Consider the following 16842-nt stretch of genomic DNA (forward strand, 5'->3'; position numbering starts at 1 on the left):
GTCGCATCCAGTCGGTCTTCAATCACTCCGGGTTATTGCGCAGAGCGCCAGAAACGCCGTTCTTGACGCATCGTCCATGGCGGTTTGAAGCGTCCCAGTTGCAGACGGATGGCACCCTGTTCGGCGCTGTCATGGATCGATAGGCCGCGCTTTCGATAGCGCGCCATGATCGTGGGATGGGGATGACCGAATGAATTGCCCTGACCGCGGGAGATCAGCACTGCTTTGGGTTGCAGCCCGGTAAGCAGCGCCATGGAAGATGAACTGCGACTGCCGTGGTGCGGCGCCTGCAACCAATCGGTGGTGACGGCCAGTGGACTGTCAAGCAAGGCTTGCTCGGCTGCGGCGTCTATGTCACCGGTCAGTAACATACGCTCACCGTTGGCCTCGATCTGCAGGACGCAGGATTTTTGATTGCTGTCGCGGGCGGAAGACCATTGCCAGAGCTGGAACCTCACATCATCCCAGACCCATTGCTTACCGCTCTCGCAGCCTTCAGCCTGCAACTCGGCCGGCAGCGCCAGGGGATCGCCACTGACCACCCGTTTCACCGGCAGGCCATTGGCAACGGCCCGGGCGCCGCCCGCATGATCGGCGTCAGCATGGCTGATCAACATCAAATCGAGTCCATTCACGCCCAGTTTGCGTAATGTCGGCAGCACCACCCGCTCGCCCAGGTCGAAATCGCCGAAACGTGGCCCGGTGTCATATAACAGTGTGTGATGACGGGTCCGCACCATGATGGCCAAACCCTGGCCGACATCCAGCTGCCAGACTTCGGCGATGCCTTCAGGCAAGACCTGCCTGGGTGGAAAAACCAGCAACAGCAGCATCGGCCAACCCAACGAGCGAAACGGCACACCTCGAGGCATCAATAGTAGAAAGGCACCGAGCGTGCCGAGTGCCCATATCCACAACGGGATGGCCACCGGCACCCACGCGGGCAAGTACCCGGCCATCAGCGCCAGGCCCTTGAACAAGAGGTCGATCAAACCTCCTGCCAACCACAGCAACCCTTCGCCCACATAAGGAAGGGGTAAAAGCAACGTACCCAGCAATGCCGGAGGCAGCACCACCAGACTGATCCACGGCACCGCGAGCAAATTGGCCACCGGCCCGCTGAGACTGATCGGTAACCCGAGCACCAGCAGCAACGGGCACAGACCAATCGCGATCAGCCATTGGGCGCGGGTCCACGTTTGCCACCAACGCCATGGGCCCAGTCGACCGCCGAAGGTGAAGATCAACACCGCCACCGCCGCGAACGACAGCCAGAAACCCGGTTGCAGGCTCGCCAGCGGATCCAGCAGCAAAACACCGTCGAGCGCCAGCAACAGTGGCCACCAGGCGCCGAGGTGACGAAATCGCAGGCGCCACAACAGCACCAGACCGATCATCACGCAGGCCCGCCGCACCGGCACCTCGAAACCGGCCAGCAGCCCATAACCGAGAGCGGCCGCGAACGCCAGTCCACAGGCCCACGGCAGCCAAGGCAAGCGTTTCGGCCACAGGCCATAACGGGCCAGCCCGGCGATCAACAGGTACACCAGCCCCGCCAACAACCCGATGTGTTGTCCGGAAATCACCAACAGATGGACGGTGCCGGTGTCTTGCAGCACCTGCCAGTCTTCGCGACTCAGCCCGGCGCCGTCCCCCAGCACCAACGCCGTCAGCGCGCCCGTTCGCCCCTGGGCATCCACGGCCTGCAAGCGCTGACGGATGCCGTCGCGCCAGGCCCATTGGGCTTCCTTGAGCCGCTCGCCAGCCTTGACCGTCCCGGTAGCGCCGATGCGTTGCGCCAACAGCCAGGCGTCGTAATCGAAGGCATGGGGATTGAGCAGCCCCGCAGGACGCTTCAACTTGACCGCCAGTCGCCAATGTTCGCCGCTGTTGATCGGCGGTCCGTCATACCAGGCCAGGCGCAGCAGTTTCGGCACCTTGCCATGTCGCGACCGGGCTTCCGCCAACTCGAAACGCACAACGGCCCCATTGTTCTGGGGCAATCCCGTCACCCGACCTTCGACCCAACGGGTTTCGCCATCGAGGCTCATCGGCAGCCGATCATTCAGCGCCCACTGTGCATTCGCGCCTGCCCAACTGAAGCCGAACAGGAAAAATGCCAGTGGATAGCTGCGGAACGGCAGCAACATCAAACCGACTACCGGCAGCAACATCCATAACCAGACCGGCGGTAATACCGGTAAAAAACGCAGGATCAACAGACCCAACGCCAGCGCCATCATCCCTGTGCGCATACGCCCGTCCTTGAGAGTCCCCTCCTAGGCATAGCCGGCTAATCGCACGGGCATCGTTATTAATTGTCACAAAGTCTGAATGGGCGGCTCATAGAATCCAGACATACTTGCCGCCTTAACCGACCGAGAAGCCTTATGCCCCGGCGCTTATTCAAACGTTACATGCCAGACCCGACCAGCATCAGGGAACACAAGTCCTTACGCTTTCTCGGCACCCTGCTGCATGACCCAAACCTCTGGCACCTCAACCGCCATTCCGTCGCACGGGCCATGGCGGTGGGTCTGTTCGCGGCGTTCCTGCCGATTCCGTTGCAAATGCTGGTCGCCGCCATTCTCGCCATCATGGTGCGCGGCAACATGCCGATTGCGGTCAGCCTGGTCTGGCTGACCAACCCGATCACCATGCCGGCGGTGTTCTTCTGCACTTACCAGACCGGTGCCTGGCTGATGGATGTTCCCACCCGCCATTTGCCGGACGAATTGACCTGGGAATGGATCAGCGGGGAACTCTCGACTCTTTGGCAGCCGTTTTTACTCGGTTCGGTGGTGACGGGTCTGGTGCTCGGCGCGCTCGCCTACTGCCTGACCATGATGTACTGGCGTTGGTGGGTCGGGCGGCAGTGGCGGCGACGCCAGAAAAAACGGATGCAGTAAACGCAAAACGGCCTCCATTGTTGGAGGCCGTTTGTTTTGCAGTGTCTGGACTGACGCCATCGCGAGCAAGCTCGCTCCCACATTGGATCTGTGAACGACACAAACCCACTGTGGGAGCGAGCCTGCTCGCGATGCAGGCGACTCGGTCTTCCTTAGGTACGCATCCCGCGACCACTGACCAGCAGCCGTGCGCAACCGATGTACAACACCACGGTCGCCACCAGCATGAAGGTGATCGCCACGCTGATTTTGATGTCCGAAACACCAAGAATGCCGTAACGGAAGGCGTTGACCATGTGCAGCACCGGGTTGGCCAGGGACACGGTCTGCCAGAACGGCGGCAGCAAGGAAATCGAGTAGAACACCCCGCCCAGGTAGGTCAGCGGTGTCAGCACAAACGTCGGAATGATCGAGATGTCATCGAAGTTGCGCGCAAACACGGCGTTTATGAAGCCCAGCAGCGAGAAGATCGTCGCCGTCAGCACCACCACCAGAATGGTCACGCCCAGGTGATGCACCTGCAACTCGGTGAAGAACAGCGACAGCAGGGTCACGATAAGCCCGACCATCAAGCCACGCAGCACGCCGCCCAGGGTGTAGCCGATCAGAATCGTATGCGGCGACACGGGCGACACCATCAATTCTTCGATGGAACGCTGGAACTTGCTGCCGAAGAAACTCGAGACCACGTTGCCGTAGGAGTTGGTGATCACCGACATCATGATCAGCCCCGGCACGATGTACTCCATGTAGGTGAAACCACCCATGTCACCGATCTGCCGGCCGATCAGATTGCCGAAGATCACGAAGTACAGAACCATGGTAATGGCCGGCGGCAGCAGCGTCTGCGGCCAGATCCGGGTAAAGCGTCTGACCTCTCGGTAAACGATGGTGTTGAGGGCAACAAGGTTGGGTTGCAGCTCGGAACTCATACCGCCACCTTCGACAGATTTTTCTCCACCAGGGACACGAACAACTCCTCGAGGCGATTGGTTTTGTTACGCAGGCTCAACACTTCGATGTTCTGCTGCGCCAATTGGGTGAACAGCGCGGTGATGCCCATGGCCTTGTCGACCTGAACTTCAAGGGTGTGGCTATCGAGCAGCTTGGTCGGGTAACCGAGCAACTGCGGAGCGGTTTGCAACGTGTTTTTGAGGTCGAGCAGGAACGTTTCCACGTGCAGTTGGCCGAGCAACTGTTTCATGCTGGTGTTCTCGACGATGGTGCCGTGGTCGATGATGCCGATGTTGCGGCACAACTGCTCAGCCTCTTCCAGGTAGTGGGTGGTGAGGATGATGGTGATGCCTTTCTTGTTCAGCTCGGTGAGGAACGTCCACATCGAGCGACGCAGTTCGATGTCCACACCCGCCGTCGGTTCGTCGAGGATCAGCAGGCGCGGTTCGTGAACCAACGCACGGGCGATCATCAGTCGACGCTTCATGCCGCCGGACAGCGAACGCGATGGCGTATCGCGCTTGTCCCACAGGCCCAGTTGGGTCAGGTACTGCTCGGCGCGTTCCTTGGCGATTTTCGGCGGAATGCCGTAATAACCGGCCTGGGTCACGACGATATCGAAGGTTTTTTCGAACTGGTTGAAGTTGAATTCCTGAGGCACTACGCCGATGGAGCGCTTGAGCTGCGCAGGATTCTTGTCCAGGTCGTGACCAAAGATATTCACCGTCCCGCTAGTCTTGTTCACCAGGGTCGAGAGAATGCCGATGGTCGTGGATTTGCCGGCGCCGTTAGGGCCGAGCAAGGCGAAAAAGTCACCTTCGGCGACGTCCAGATCGATACCACTCAGGGCCTGGAAACCGTTGCCGTAGGTTTTGGTTAGCTGCCGGATGGACAGAGCGGAACTCATATCGGATTTACGCACCAAGAAGGGAAGAAAGGGACAAATCAGGGCGGGCGGCGACTAATACAACCGCGGCGCACGAGCGCAATGGTGCTTGTCGCCGCCACACAAGTACAGTCAAGTGTGTCGATAGTGAGTATTAAGTCAACGCGGTCATAACCGCTTTTTGATACGCCGGGCGCTGTTTCAGGCGTGCATACCAGGCTTGCAGATGAGGCTGCGGTGCGCGCTCGATCGGCATCTCGAACCAGGCATAAATGAAGCTGCCCAGAGGAATGTCGCCCATGCCGATCTCATCGCCGGACAGGTACGGTTGGGTCGCCAGCGCCTGATCCGCCATGGACAGCAGGCCATCGCACTCCTTGATCGCAGCGTTGATGGCCGGCCAGTCCTGCTGGTCTTCCGGGGTGCGCAATACGCCCCAGAACACCGTGCGGAACGGCCCGGCAAAACTTGAAGTGGTCCAGTCCATCCACTTGTCGGCAGAGGCCCGGGCCTGCAGATTCTCTGGATACCAGGCGGTGCCGTTGGCGTGGCGAGCCATCAGGTAACGCACGATGGCGTTGGATTCCCACAGCACGAAACCATCGTCTTCAATCACCGGCACGCGACCATTGGGGTTCATCGCGCGGTACTGCGGCGTATCGACTACACCAAAGGCGCCGCCCGCATCGATGGCTTCATAAGCCAGGCCCAGCTCCTCGGCGGCCCACAAAGGTTTTCTGACATTCGACGAATTTTTCCGACCCCAGATCTTCAGCATGACCGCCTCTTTATGGATGAATGCGCAGGCAGCATACGCCGGATCAGGCGCGACTCAAATCGCTCTGCATGTCACCCACCAGCACGGGCAGTGTGTCGCTGAACAGATGCGGATAGCACTTCTCCAGGTGCTCGAAAAAGAACGCTTCAGGCACGTCGGTGAACTGGCCGTGGTCGATCAGGTATTCCATCAATTGCTCGCCGTCGCGATTGAACGGATGGAAAACGCTGTCGTTGATACCGTCGAATTCCAGGGGTGCGACATTGAACAGTTCGCACAAGCCTTGGTTGAACGCTGGCGTGGCTTTGACCCAGCGACCATTCAGATACAGCTCCGTATAGCCGTGCATGGCGAACACGTCGCTCTTGAGCAATTCAAGCAAACGTGGCGTCGATAAATGATTGCGCACATCCGCCAGACCGATCCGCGCGGGAATCCCGCAATGCCGGGCTGCACCTGCCAGCAGCGTGGCTTTGGGCACGCAATAACTCTCCCCCGCCGCCAGCGCATAACTGCCGCGCAAGGTATCCGGGTCGCGACTGAAGGTGTAAGGGTTGTAACGCACGGCTTCGCGCACCGCGTAATAGAGATTGATCGCCTGTTCTAGAGGATCACGACGGCTACCGCGATGTTTTTCGGCGAACTCCACCACCGACGGGTGGTCACTATCGATGAAGCGGCCGGGACTCAGATACTCGTGCATGAGAACAATCTCCTGGGGAAGCCACGAGTCTAGCGACACGTTCAGCACAGAGATAACGACGTTTCAGCCAAACATGGACGCTTTGTCGCCCGCCCAACGAACGATTTCCGCGGCCTGTTGCCCACCGGGCCTACAAAACTCATCCATGGTTTCCCACGAATTCAATCACATCGCTCTGACCACCCTGTTTTGCGGATGCCGTCTAAGCTCTGAAAGTTGGTTTTGCCCTGGTTTCACGGAGGATTAAATATGCTGCTGTTGTGGATACTGGTTCTGGTTGTCGGGATTGCTTATTTAGCCCATCGACGCATCGCACCACTGCCCGCCCTGTGCGTCGTGGCCGTTTACGTCGTGGCGATGGGCGCTTTCAGCCACGCGCCAGGCTGGTTGCTGCTGGTTCTGTGGGTGTTGATCGCGGTTGTCGCAGCGCCCTTGTTACTGCCCGACCTGCGCCGCAAATTTTTCAGCGCGCCGTTGTTCAACTGGTTCCAGAAAACCCTGCCGCCGATGTCGCAAACCGAGCGCGATGCAATCGATGCCGGCACGGTGTGGTGGGACGGAGAACTGTTCAGCGGTCGCCCGGACTGGAAAAAACTGCTGTCCTATCCAAAAGCGCAGCTGAGCGAAGAGGAACAGGCCTTCATCGACGGCCCGACCGAAGAACTCTGCGCCATGGTCAGCGACTGGCAGATCGGTCAAACCATGGACCTCCCTCCCGAAGCCTGGGCCTATATCAAGGAAAACGGCTTCTTCGCCCTGATCATTCCCAAGGAGTTTGGCGGCAAAGGTTTCTCCGCCTACGCCCACTCTCAGGTGGCGATGAAACTGGCAACCCGCAGCGGCGACCTCGCGTCCACCGTGATGGTCCCCAACTCCCTCGGCCCGGCCGAACTGTTGCTGCATTACGGCACCGACGAACAACGCAACCACTACCTGCCACGACTGGCGCGCGGCGATGACATCCCGTGCTTCGCACTGACCGGCCCTCTTGCCGGCTCCGATGCCGGCTCCATGCCCGACACCGGGGTGATCTGCAAAGGTGAATGGGAAGGCAAGGAAACCTTGGGCCTGCGCCTGAACTGGGAAAAGCGTTACATCACACTTGGCCCTGTCGCCACCCTGCTCGGCCTCGCCTTCAAGGCCTACGACCCGGATCATTTGCTGGGTGAGGAGGAAGACTTGGGGATCAGTCTAGCGTTGATCCCGACCGATATCGCCGGTGTTGAAATCGGCCGCCGTCACTTGCCGTTGGGCGCTTCATTCATGAACGGCCCGAACTCCGGCAAAGATGTTTTCGTACCGTTGGAGTTCCTCATCGGCGGCCAGGAAATGATCGGCAAAGGCTGGATGATGCTAATGAACTGCCTGTCGGTCGGGCGTTCGATTTCGTTGCCAGCGGTCGGCACCGGCGCCGCCAAGTTCACCAGCCTGGTGACCGGCCAGTACGCTCAGGTCCGTGAACAGTTCAATGTTCCACTGTCGGCCTTCGAAGGGATTCAGGAAGCGATGGCCCGTATCGGCGGCAACGCCTGGATGATGGACGCGGCGCGGATGCTCACGGCCAATGCGGTGGATTTGGGTGAGAAGCCATCGGTGCTGTCGGCGATTCTCAAGTACCACCTTACTGAACGCGGCCGCGAGTGCATCAGCCACGCCATGGATGTTCATGGCGGCAAGGCAATCATCATGGGGCCGAACAACTACCTCGGTCGCAGCTGGAACGGCGCGCCGATTTTCATCACCGTGGAAGGCGCGAACATTCTCTCGCGCAACCTGATGATCTTCGGTCAGGGCGCGATTCGCTGCCATCCATTCGTGCTTAAGGAAATGGCCCTCGCCAGTCGTGAAGACAAGGATCAGGCCCTCACCGAATTTGATGGCCTGCTGCTTAAACACATCGGTTTCGCCGTGAGTAACGCCGCCAGCACGCTGGTGCTGAACCTTGGTTTCGGTCACTTCGAACACGCGCCAGGCGACAAGCTCAGCCAGGGTTACTTCCGCGCCCTCAATCGCCAGGCTGCTGCGTTCGCCCTGCTCGCCGACCTGAGCATGATGCTGCTGGGCGGCGAATTGAAACGACGCGAACGTCTGTCGGCACGGCTGGGGGATGTGCTCAGCAACATGTACCTCGCCTCCGCCGCACTCAAGCGTTACCACGACCTTGATTCACCGGAGCACATGGCACCGCTGTTTACCTGGGCCATGGAAGAAAGTCTGGGTCAATCGGAACGAGCGCTGGATGAACTGCTGACCAACTTCCCGAACAAGGTGTTGGGTTGCCTATTGCGGGTGATCGTGTTCCCGTTCGGTCGTCGTCACAAAGGGCCATCGGACAAACTCGGCGCCGAAGTGGCGGCGGTGATCGGTCGCGCCAAGGGCGATCCAACCCTGGAAGAGTTGCTCGGCGGTTGCTACCGGCCGCAATCCACTGATGACCCGGTCGGCGCCCTGCAACATGCGTGTAACCTGCTGAGTGCCGCACAACCGCTGCGCAAAAAGCTTCATGTCGCGCTCAAAAGCGGCCAGGTCAAACCGGTCGTCGGAGAACACGTCATCGATACAGCGCTTGAGGCCGGCGTGTTGCAGCCCTTGGAGGCGCAGGCCCTGCGTGACGCCGAAGCGGCGCGGCGCAAGGTGATTGATGTCGATGATTTCGACAAAAAGGAACTGGCGCTGGGGGAAGGAAAGGTCCGCTGATCCAGCAAACCATGTGCCTTCTACCTGTAAAAATGGGCGCGGGCGCTTTATACTCCCGCGCCCGTTTTGCTCTTGAGGACTTATCTCGTGTCCAATGTCGTTGCCGATCATCTTGTCTTGCTCGACCACCTGCGCAGCATCCTGGTCGCCGTAGGTGAGGCCGAACAGGTTCCCGAAGAAAGCCATGCCTTGTTCCTGGAGCGCTTCGACGAACTGCGTGCGTTGCTGCCGGTCGACCCGATCGAAAGCCAATACCTGGGCCAGGACATTCTGTGCCAGGTGATCACCCGCTACCCGCAAATCGCCCACCTGGTCCCGCGCGACCTGCTGTGGTACTTCGCCGGTGACTGCCTGCATTACATGCCTGACGATGAAATCGACTTGTACCAGGCGCTGGAAGAACGTCGTTTCGAAGCTGAACAAAACGACGAACCGTTCGACTGGAACCAGGAAAAACAGCTGCTGGCGATGTCGAAAGACGACAGCAAGCACTGATCCTCGGTCAGAAATGCAAAAGGCCCGCATGGTTGAACATGCGGGCCTTTTTATTGGCCACAAAGATCAAAAAATCGCAGCCTCCGGCAGCTCCTACCTTTAGAAGGCATACACCCTGTAGGAGCTGCCGGAGGCTGCGATCTTTTAATCTTGTTTTTTATAGCAACCCATCACTCTCCGGCAACTCATACTGCGCAGCGACTTTTCCCAACGCACTGGGCTTACCCGGCTTGCTCAGGGTCGGTTCCTTCTCCAGGCACTCCACCAGATAGTCGATCAGCACCCGTAACTTCGGTGGCAGATAACGGGTTGGCGAATGCAGCAGCCAGGCACCGCCGTGGTATGACGCCAGAAAGGTCCAGTCCGGCAACACCTGCACGATCAGCCCCTGCTCCAGCGCATAACGTGCGGTGAAGTAAGGCAGGCTGCCAATCCCGATGTGCTGCAACACTGCGCCCAAGCGCACGCCGGTGTGATTGGCCGCATAACGTCCGCGCACGCCAACGGTGACAGCCTTGGTACCTTTCTTGAATTTCCAGCGTGCATCGCTCGGGGTTTCGCCCAGATAGATGCAGCTGTGGTTGAGCAAGTCGTGGGGATGGGTCGGTGTGCCGTGTTCGGCCAGGTATTGCGGCGTTGCACAGAGCATATGATCGATGGTGAGCAATTGCCGGCCGACCAGTCCGGCAGGTGGCCGATCTGTAATACGAATCGCCAGATCAACGTTGTCGTCGATCAAATCCACCTGGCGGTCCTCAAGCAACAGCTCCACATCCACTTTGGGATAACGACGCAAAAATTCCGGCATATGCGGATGAATCACGAAACGCCCCACCGCCTTCGGCACACTGACGCGCACCAGTCCTTCCGCTTCATGGGTGAACTGGCCGCTGATCTCCATCACCGACTTGGCCGCGCTGACCATCTCCTGGCAACGCTTGAACACCTCTTCACCACCGTCGCTCAAGCGCAGCTTGCGCGTGGTTCGCTGCAGTAAACGGGTGGCGAGCGCCTTCTCCAGGCGCGAAATGCTTCGACTGACCGCCGAGGGGGAAGAACCCAACTGTCGAGCGGCCTCGGAGAAACTGCCGGTCTCGACAACCTTGACGAAAATCGCCATTTCACCGAGCAGCGGTAGCGGAAGATTTATGCTCACAGCGCAACAGTCCTTTGATGTTTGAACGGATTATCACGCAATTCCACGCTCCATATAATAAAAAATAGAATTTTTAATAAGGGCATGGAATATGACGCTTCGCCTCTTTTTCCATAGTGATGACCTCAAGGCCAATGTGGAAGTCCTGGATTGCACGCCCCACGAGAACGAATTTGCCGTGGTGTTGCGCGCCACGTTGTTTCATCCCCAAGGCGGTGGACAGCCCTTTGACACCGGCTGGATCGGCGAAAGCCGGGTGCTGCGCGTGGCTCAGGATCCGGACCGGATCATTCATTTCGTCGACCATCCGGTAAAACCGGGCATGACTCAGATTCGGGTCGACGAACAACGCCGTCAGTTCAATTCACGCATGCATTCCGCCGGCCACCTGATTGGCCACTTCGTCCAGGCCATGGGCTGGATGCCGATCAAGGCTCATCACTGGCCGGGCGAAGGACGCGTGCAATTCAAACCGGCAGAGTCGGCAAAGGAGGTTGATGCCGAGATGATTCAGCACGGCATCGAGCAGTGGATCGCCAATGATCTGCCACGCCTGACGTCTATGCGTGAAGGCGCCCGGGAAATCGGTTTCGGTGAACTGCCCGCCTACGGCTGCGGCGGCACCCATGTACGTAGCCTGAAGGATTTGGGCACGGTCACGATCGCTTCCCTTTCACTGAAGAAGGGAACGCTGTCAGTCCACTACAGCGTGGATTGAGCATTTGGGCGATGCCGTTCCTGTCATCGCCTGACGCCGGGGGAACCTGCGGTCGCGGGTTCTGTTGACTATCTGATAGATGGACCTAAGACATGATGCTTGACGTCGAGCGTCTCGATGAGACGTGCATAAAAAAACTGGCCAACGAAGAAGTCCTCGCCATCCGCGTCAAAGGCTTGTTGCCCAAGCCACTGGCGATTCAGATTGGCGACAAGATCCTCGCCCCTGGCTTCGAAGGCTATATCAATGCACCGAGCATCGGTCGCATCGGCATGGCGTTTTATGAAGCGGAAAACCAGCCGCTGCTGATCGAAGATTATTTCGAACGCGCCACCCGCAACATTGCGGAATTGCGTAACCGGTGTGCGCCCTATTCGTCCCCCGTCGACACCCTGCGCTGCATGCTCGACGAGTCTTGGCCTGCGGGTGCGCACCTGGAAAATCTCTACGGTCGCAAGATGTATGTCGGGCTGTCCCGGGTGGTGAAACCCGGGGTGTGCTTTCTCGCCCATCACGACATTTTCGCCAAGGACGCCCCGGACAGTTACCAGGCCAGAAGCCTGGAAGCGCAGTTCGCCTGCAACGTTTATCTGAACATGCCGACCGAGGGCGGCGCGTTGCAGATGTGGGACCACGACATCTCCCCGGACCAGTTCGACGAAATGCGTGGCGACAGTTACGGCATCGATCCGGCGCTGCTCGGGACTCCTGCCTTGGAGATTCTTCCCGAGCCGGGTGATTTCATCATGTTCAATTCGCGCTGCATGCACTCGGTGACACCGGGTGTGGCTGATCCGCGCTTGAGCCTTTCGTTCTTTGTCGGCTATCGCGGCAATGCTTCACCCCTTACTTTCTGGAGTTGAAATGCTTTCGAATTACCTGGGCGAGTTTCTGGCGCTGGCAACGATCCACTTTCTGGCCGTGGTTGCACCCGGACCGGACTTCGCAGTGACCATCCGTCAGAGTGTGCGCTTCGGTCGACTGGTCGGGATTTGCACGGCGCTGGGCATCGGTGCAGGCATTTCCGTGCACGTGCTTTACACCTTGCTCGGGGTCGGCGCGCTGATGCACACGACACCTTGGCTGCTGACGGTGGCCAAGGTTGTGGGTGGCGCTTACATTTTGTACCTCGGTGTCAGCCTGCTGCGCAGCAAGCCCAAGACCGTGCTGGAAGGCGACAAGCCTTACGAACCGGTCGTAGAACAAACATTGCTGAAGGCATTTACCACCGGCTTCCTGACCAACGCGACCAACCCGAAAGCCACGCTGTTTTTCCTGGCGATCTTCACCACCATCATCAGCGCCACAACGCCACTGAAAGTCCAGGCGCTTTACGGAATCTGGATGTGTTTTGTGAATGCGCTGTGGTTTGTGATCGTCGCGCTGTTCTTTTCCAGTGCCCGGGTACGGCTGCTGTTTATGCGCATGGGGCACTGGTTCGAACGCACCATGGGGGTGATTCTGATCCTGTTCGCCGGGCGCCTGATTCTGTCGATGTAAAACCTGTGCCCATGCAAAAGGCCCGCTCAGTCGGCTGACGGGCCTTTTTCGTTTCGGCGTCGCTTTTGCATTTCTGTGCGACAGATCTTACTTCCGGGACTCCCGTACTGCTCACTCGTGGTGTTAGTTTGGGAACGTTTTCTTGCCTCATCGATCAGAAATTTCTCACAATCTGCCTGCAAAGGAATGCCCCCAGCAATGAATTTCTCACTCAAGCACCTGGCCGCGTCGACCCTGATACTGGCCAGCCTTTCGTCGTTTACCCTGACAGCGCACGCTAACATCACCCCGCAACAGAGCGCGGCCATCCTCAAGACCTTCAGTGACGCATCGGTAGCGGATTTCAGGCAGTTCCTGGGAGGCCTGGCCAAAAGTGACCTTGGAAAAACTGGCGACCTCGGCCCGGCCATCAGTGCCTTTCTCGACAACAAGACCCTTTCTTCAGAACAGCAGAACGAGATCCATCGCCTGCTCGGCCTCTATGCACGCGTGAAGTACGGCAGCGCCGCCACCGAGACCCTGCGCGAATTGGTAGCCATCCCGACCTTCCGCGTGGACGGCGTTGACCAGCACGACAATCCCGAGTTCATCAAGATCGCTGACAAGATCAAGAGCCTTGCCCAGGCCTTCAACCTGAACTTTCGCAACATCGACAATCGCGTCTATGAGATCTCCCTGGAAGGCAGCGGCGACGAAGTCGTGGGCATTCACGCACATGCCGATGTGGTGCCCGTGACGCCGGAGAACTGGGTTCTGAAAGACGGCACCAAACTCGATCCGTTCAAGGTCACCCAGATCGGCGACCGCATGTATGGCCGGGGCACCGAGGATGATAAAAACGGCATCGTGGTGGCGATGTACGCCATGAAGATCATCAAGGAAGAGAAGCTGCCGCTGGCCAGAAATCTCAAACTGCTGGTCGACACCACCGAAGAAACCACCGGCGACGCGATCCCTTATTACTTCGAACACAACCCGACACCCAACTACAACCTGGCGCTGGATGGCACCTACCCGGTGGTGATTGCCGAGAAAGGCTACGGCACCGTCATGGCGAACTTTGCCAAGCGCAAGGCAGAGGGCAAGGGCGCCGAAATCATCTCGATGACGGGCGGCATGGCCACCAACCAGATTCCGTCGACATCGGTCGCCACCCTTTTGAGTGACAAGCCTGCCAAGTTAGCCGCCGGCCTGCAGAAGGCAGGTAGCGATTACGCCAAGCGCAACGGCGGCAACTTCGAGGTAACCGCCAAGGTCGTCGACAAGGACGTCAAGCTGACGGTCACCGGTGTTTCGGCCCACTCCTCCGAGCCCGAGTCGGGCGTTAACCCGGTGGCCAGGATGCTGGACTTCATCAACACCCTCGATGGAAAAGTTGCGTTCAAGCACAACCACATTACCGATGCAGCCCGCTACGCCGCCGACAACTGGGGCCTGGATTACCTGGGTGGTAAATTGGGGGTCGGCTTTTCCGATGCCTTCATGGGACCGCTGACCACCTCCCTGACCTATGTCGGGATGGATGAGAAAGCCTTCAAGCTCGCGGTCAACCTGCGCATGCCGAAGGGCAAGTCCCCCGAAGTGCTCAAGGCCGAAATCGCCGAAAAGCTTGGTGCCTGGAGCAAGAAGACCCACGTTGCGGTGGCCTTCGACTACTCGATCGCCGAGCCGATGTACCGCAACCCTGAGGGTGAATGGGTCAAGGCTCTGCTGGCCGTGGCCAGTGAAAACCTTGGCATGGAACATAAGTTCGGTACTTCCGCCGGCGCCACTTCGGTCCATGAACTGCCCAATGGCGTGCAATTCGGCCTGGCCAGGCCCGAGGTCAAGTACACCGGTCACACCGACAACGAGTTCAAGACCGTCGACCAGTTCCTGCTGGATCTGCAGATCGTGACCGAGATGATGGGGCGCATCGGGCAGTTGCCGAAGCTCTGATCCCCTTTCGGACCCGCTATTTTTGGCGGGTCCACTGCTTTGATCATAGCAACGCATACCCTGTAGCAGCTGGCGAAGCCTGCGTTCGGCTGCGCAGCAGCCGTGAAATTAGGCAATGCGGTCCTTCAGGTCTACCTCGCGCTCAGTTTACGACTGCTGCGCAGCCGAACGCAGGCTTCGCCAGCTGCTACAAGTCGTGTTTGGCTTAACTGACCGGCATTACCCAAAGGTAGTTTTTTTCCCATAAATAATGCACAAACAAAAACGCCGCTCATTGCTGAGCGGCGTTTTCGTTAAATATGGAGCGGGAAACGAGACTCGAACTCGCGACCCCGACCTTGGCAAGGTCGTGCTCTACCAACTGAGCTATTCCCGCAAATGGCGTCCCCTAGGGGACTCGAACCCCTGTTACCGCCGTGAAAGGGCGGTGTCCTAGGCCACTAGACGAAGGGGACACGCTAACTGAAACACATGGTGTGTGTTTCAGTGCCCAAATCCGCATCCGAAGATGCTGGTTCTGGTTTCACTCAGCCCTGCCCGAAAGCAACGCTGTTTAAAATTGGAGCGGGAAACGAGACTCGAACTCGCGACCCCGACCTTGGCAAGGTCGTGCTCTACCAACTGAGCTATTCCCGCATTGGCGTCCCCTAGGGGACTCGAACCCCTGTTACCGCCGTGAAAGGGCGGTGTCCTAGGCCACTAGACGAAGGGGACACACGTACAACATTCACTCCCTACCGCGTTTCGCTGTGTGCTTTACGCTGTAAGTGGCGCGCATTCTATGGATGGATTGAGGGATCGTCAACCCCCAGATATAAATTTATTTAAATCAATGACTTCGCCCTGCTTTGAGACGCTAATCCGGCCTTTCCGTCGCCCGGTGTTTGACGCCTATATTCTGACACCCGCCAAGACGTTATAGTCCACTCACGCCAAGGATGATGGCAATGTGCACCTCGCACGCTATTACTTATATAAGCAGGAACGCGGCCGATACAGGCAGTGCAGTAGCTGATTCAACTCGCTGAGCGGCGCTATGCGTCCCAATGCCAAGCCACTACACTCGCACGCGAACCCCATAAAGAGGTCTTACCGGTGACACCACTCATGATCACCCTGCTAGTCGTAGCCGGGATCGCACTATTGATCGCCATTGGCTACATGAACCATGTGGTGGAAAACAATAAGCTGGAAAAGGCCCGCGCCAAAGTTGAGCTCAACGATCGTCTGCGTCGTTGCGGCGAAATCACCGAGACCTTCCCCGGCCAGTTGATGACACCGGCACTCAAGCTGCTGTTGACCCGCCTGGAACTGAACGTCTGCCAACGCCTGCTCAATCTGGAAAAAACCAGCTCCAATCTCAAGGCACGGATTGGCGAACTTAGCGCTCTGGTTGGCCAGGGCGAATCGATCCCGGTCAACAACCCGCCGGCACCAATCCAGACCGAAGCCAAAGCCAAGGACGTACGCTTCCTGCTCGAAGCCCTGCACGGCCAAATCACCCGCGCCGCACAGGACGGCTTCCTGCCAACCAACGAAGCCAAACGCTGGATCCGCGAAGTTCGCCACATCCTGGTCCTGCTGCACATCGAATTCTTCAACAACCTCGGCCAGCACGCCCTGCAACAGAACCAGCCTGGCCAGGCCCGCCTGGCATTCGAACGCGGCGTGCAATACCTGCGCAAACAACAGGAACCCCAGGTCTACGCCGAACAACTGGAATACCTGGAAAAACTTCTGGCTCGCGCCAACGCACAAGTCATGGACAACATCGCCCCGGTAGAAGGCGAAGTGAACCAACTGACCGAAGGCCTCAAAGACGTCGAGGCTGATGCGGACTGGAAGAAAAAAGTGATCTACGACTGATCAGAGAAAGCAGAAAAGCCACCTAAGCAGGTGGCTTTTTTTTTGTGTTGAGTTTGATGGGAGGGTACAGCCAGGACAGAAAGGTCGACTATCAGGCCGCCATCGCAGGCAAGCCAGCTCCCACAGGGGATCGGTGTTCGCCTTTCGCCTTTCGCTTCTCACCACTCAACAGGCCGAGCGTTAGCTCGCCTGCAGCTCTTGATCTTGATCCACCCGCCCCGTCGGGAGGCTGAGTGGAGGTG

14 protein-coding genes and 4 tRNA genes are annotated in these 16842 nt (G+C 58.5%); 8 read left to right on the forward strand and 10 right to left on the reverse strand.

What is annotated here, in order from left to right; translation table 11 throughout:
- Nucleotides 1-32: 32 nt before the first annotated feature.
- Nucleotides 33-2255 (reverse strand): DNA internalization-related competence protein ComEC/Rec2, encoded by a 2223-nt coding sequence (locus VD17_RS14405; protein ID WP_046054382.1) that lies wholly within the window; start codon nucleotides 2253-2255, stop codon nucleotides 33-35.
- 135 nt (nucleotides 2256-2390) lie between these two features.
- On the opposite strand from VD17_RS14405, the gene VD17_RS14410 reads away from it, so the two are divergent.
- Nucleotides 2391-2909, forward strand: coding sequence for a DUF2062 domain-containing protein (locus VD17_RS14410; protein WP_008152388.1), 519 nt, complete (start codon nucleotides 2391-2393; stop codon nucleotides 2907-2909).
- A 152-nt stretch (nucleotides 2910-3061) separates the two neighbouring features.
- Here the strand turns inward: VD17_RS14410 and VD17_RS14415 are convergent, their stop codons facing one another.
- The 4 genes from VD17_RS14415 to VD17_RS14430 all read right to left on the reverse strand — a co-directional run bounded on the left by VD17_RS14415 (nucleotide 3062) and on the right by VD17_RS14430 (nucleotide 6230).
- Entirely contained in the window at nucleotides 3062-3841 is a 780-nt protein-coding gene (locus tag VD17_RS14415) for an ABC transporter permease (protein ID WP_046054383.1), read from the reverse strand.
- Nucleotides 3838-4770, reverse strand: coding sequence for an ABC transporter ATP-binding protein (locus VD17_RS14420; RefSeq protein WP_033056918.1), 933 nt, complete (start codon nucleotides 4768-4770; stop codon nucleotides 3838-3840). Before VD17_RS14420 ends, VD17_RS14415 begins: the two co-directional genes overlap by 4 nt.
- 133 nt (nucleotides 4771-4903) lie before the next feature.
- Nucleotides 4904-5527, reverse strand: a complete 624-nt coding sequence (locus VD17_RS14425) for a glutathione S-transferase family protein (protein ID WP_046054384.1) — start codon at nucleotides 5525-5527, stop codon at nucleotides 4904-4906.
- Nucleotides 5528-5570: 43 nt separating this feature from the next.
- On the reverse strand, nucleotides 5571-6230 hold the full coding sequence (locus VD17_RS14430) for a transglutaminase-like domain-containing protein (protein WP_046054385.1): 660 nt from the start codon (nucleotides 6228-6230) through the stop codon (nucleotides 5571-5573).
- A 249-nt stretch (nucleotides 6231-6479) separates the two neighbouring features.
- On the opposite strand from VD17_RS14430, the gene VD17_RS14435 reads away from it, so the two are divergent.
- The gene (locus VD17_RS14435) at nucleotides 6480-8927 is read left to right on the forward strand and encodes an acyl-CoA dehydrogenase (protein WP_046054386.1); all 2448 of its coding nucleotides are present in this window, start codon (nucleotides 6480-6482) and stop codon (nucleotides 8925-8927) included.
- Nucleotides 8928-9014: 87 nt separating this feature from the next.
- Nucleotides 9015-9422 (forward strand): PA2817 family protein, encoded by a 408-nt coding sequence (locus VD17_RS14440; protein ID WP_008152400.1) that lies wholly within the window; start codon nucleotides 9015-9017, stop codon nucleotides 9420-9422.
- 157 nt (nucleotides 9423-9579) lie between these two features.
- On the opposite strand, the gene VD17_RS14445 is transcribed toward VD17_RS14440, so the two are convergent.
- Complete coding sequence (locus tag VD17_RS14445; RefSeq protein WP_046054387.1) at nucleotides 9580-10578, reverse strand: LysR family transcriptional regulator; 999 nt, start codon at nucleotides 10576-10578, stop codon at nucleotides 9580-9582.
- A gap of 91 nt (nucleotides 10579-10669) precedes the next feature.
- Here VD17_RS14445 and VD17_RS14450 point away from each other — a divergent pair, with 91 nt between their 5' ends.
- The 4 genes from VD17_RS14450 to VD17_RS14465 all read left to right on the forward strand — a co-directional run bounded on the left by VD17_RS14450 (nucleotide 10670) and on the right by VD17_RS14465 (nucleotide 14734).
- Nucleotides 10670-11296, forward strand: coding sequence for a serine-tRNA(Ala) deacylase AlaX (locus tag VD17_RS14450; protein ID WP_046054388.1), 627 nt, complete (start codon nucleotides 10670-10672; stop codon nucleotides 11294-11296).
- A gap of 92 nt (nucleotides 11297-11388) precedes the next feature.
- Nucleotides 11389-12159 (forward strand): 2OG-Fe(II) oxygenase, encoded by a 771-nt coding sequence (locus VD17_RS14455; RefSeq protein ID WP_046054389.1) that lies wholly within the window; start codon nucleotides 11389-11391, stop codon nucleotides 12157-12159.
- Between the two features lies 1 nt (nucleotide 12160).
- On the forward strand, nucleotides 12161-12796 hold the full coding sequence (locus VD17_RS14460) for a LysE family translocator (protein WP_046054390.1): 636 nt from the start codon (nucleotides 12161-12163) through the stop codon (nucleotides 12794-12796).
- Nucleotides 12797-12994: 198 nt separating this feature from the next.
- Entirely contained in the window at nucleotides 12995-14734 is a 1740-nt protein-coding gene (locus tag VD17_RS14465; RefSeq protein ID WP_046054391.1) for a dipeptidase, read from the forward strand.
- Nucleotides 14735-15034: 300 nt separating this feature from the next.
- On the opposite strand, the gene VD17_RS14470 is transcribed toward VD17_RS14465, so the two are convergent.
- From VD17_RS14470 to VD17_RS14485, 4 genes are all read right to left on the reverse strand, one after another.
- Nucleotides 15035-15110: transfer RNA gene (locus VD17_RS14470), tRNA-Gly, on the reverse strand.
- Nucleotides 15111-15113: 3 nt separating this feature from the next.
- A tRNA-Glu gene (locus tag VD17_RS14475) sits at nucleotides 15114-15189 on the reverse strand.
- Nucleotides 15190-15294: 105 nt separating this feature from the next.
- Nucleotides 15295-15370, reverse strand: a tRNA-Gly gene (locus tag VD17_RS14480).
- Nucleotides 15371-15372: 2 nt separating this feature from the next.
- A tRNA-Glu gene (locus VD17_RS14485) sits at nucleotides 15373-15448 on the reverse strand.
- Between the two features lie 393 nt (nucleotides 15449-15841).
- On the opposite strand from VD17_RS14485, the gene VD17_RS14490 reads away from it, so the two are divergent.
- Nucleotides 15842-16600, forward strand: a complete 759-nt coding sequence (locus VD17_RS14490) for a hypothetical protein (protein WP_046054392.1) — start codon at nucleotides 15842-15844, stop codon at nucleotides 16598-16600.
- Nucleotides 16601-16842: the final 242 nt, after the last annotated feature.

This window comes from Pseudomonas fluorescens (assembly GCF_000968015.1).
Classification (GTDB): domain Bacteria; phylum Pseudomonadota; class Gammaproteobacteria; order Pseudomonadales; family Pseudomonadaceae; genus Aquipseudomonas; species Aquipseudomonas fluorescens_W.

Bases quoted from the DNA above. Each gene is read 5' to 3' on its own strand.
- VD17_RS14405 (WP_046054382.1), bottom strand. From the start codon at position 2,255: ATGCGCACAGGGATGATGGCGCTGGCGTTGGGTCTGTTGATCCTGCGT.
- VD17_RS14410 (WP_008152388.1), top strand. From the start codon at position 2,391: ATGCCCCGGCGCTTATTCAAACGTTACATGCCAGACCCGACCAGCATC.
- VD17_RS14415 (WP_046054383.1), bottom strand. From the start codon at position 3,841: ATGAGTTCCGAGCTGCAACCCAACCTTGTTGCCCTCAACACCATCGTT.
- VD17_RS14420 (WP_033056918.1), bottom strand. From the start codon at position 4,770: ATGAGTTCCGCTCTGTCCATCCGGCAGCTAACCAAAACCTACGGCAAC.
- VD17_RS14425 (WP_046054384.1), bottom strand. From the start codon at position 5,527: ATGCTGAAGATCTGGGGTCGGAAAAATTCGTCGAATGTCAGAAAACCT.
- VD17_RS14430 (WP_046054385.1), bottom strand. From the start codon at position 6,230: ATGCACGAGTATCTGAGTCCCGGCCGCTTCATCGATAGTGACCACCCG.
- VD17_RS14435 (WP_046054386.1), top strand. From the start codon at position 6,480: ATGCTGCTGTTGTGGATACTGGTTCTGGTTGTCGGGATTGCTTATTTA.
- VD17_RS14450 (WP_046054388.1), top strand. From the start codon at position 10,670: ATGACGCTTCGCCTCTTTTTCCATAGTGATGACCTCAAGGCCAATGTG.
- VD17_RS14455 (WP_046054389.1), top strand. From the start codon at position 11,389: ATGATGCTTGACGTCGAGCGTCTCGATGAGACGTGCATAAAAAAACTG.
- VD17_RS14460 (WP_046054390.1), top strand. From the start codon at position 12,161: ATGCTTTCGAATTACCTGGGCGAGTTTCTGGCGCTGGCAACGATCCAC.
- VD17_RS14465 (WP_046054391.1), top strand. From the start codon at position 12,995: ATGAATTTCTCACTCAAGCACCTGGCCGCGTCGACCCTGATACTGGCC.
- VD17_RS14490 (WP_046054392.1), top strand. From the start codon at position 15,842: ATGATCACCCTGCTAGTCGTAGCCGGGATCGCACTATTGATCGCCATT.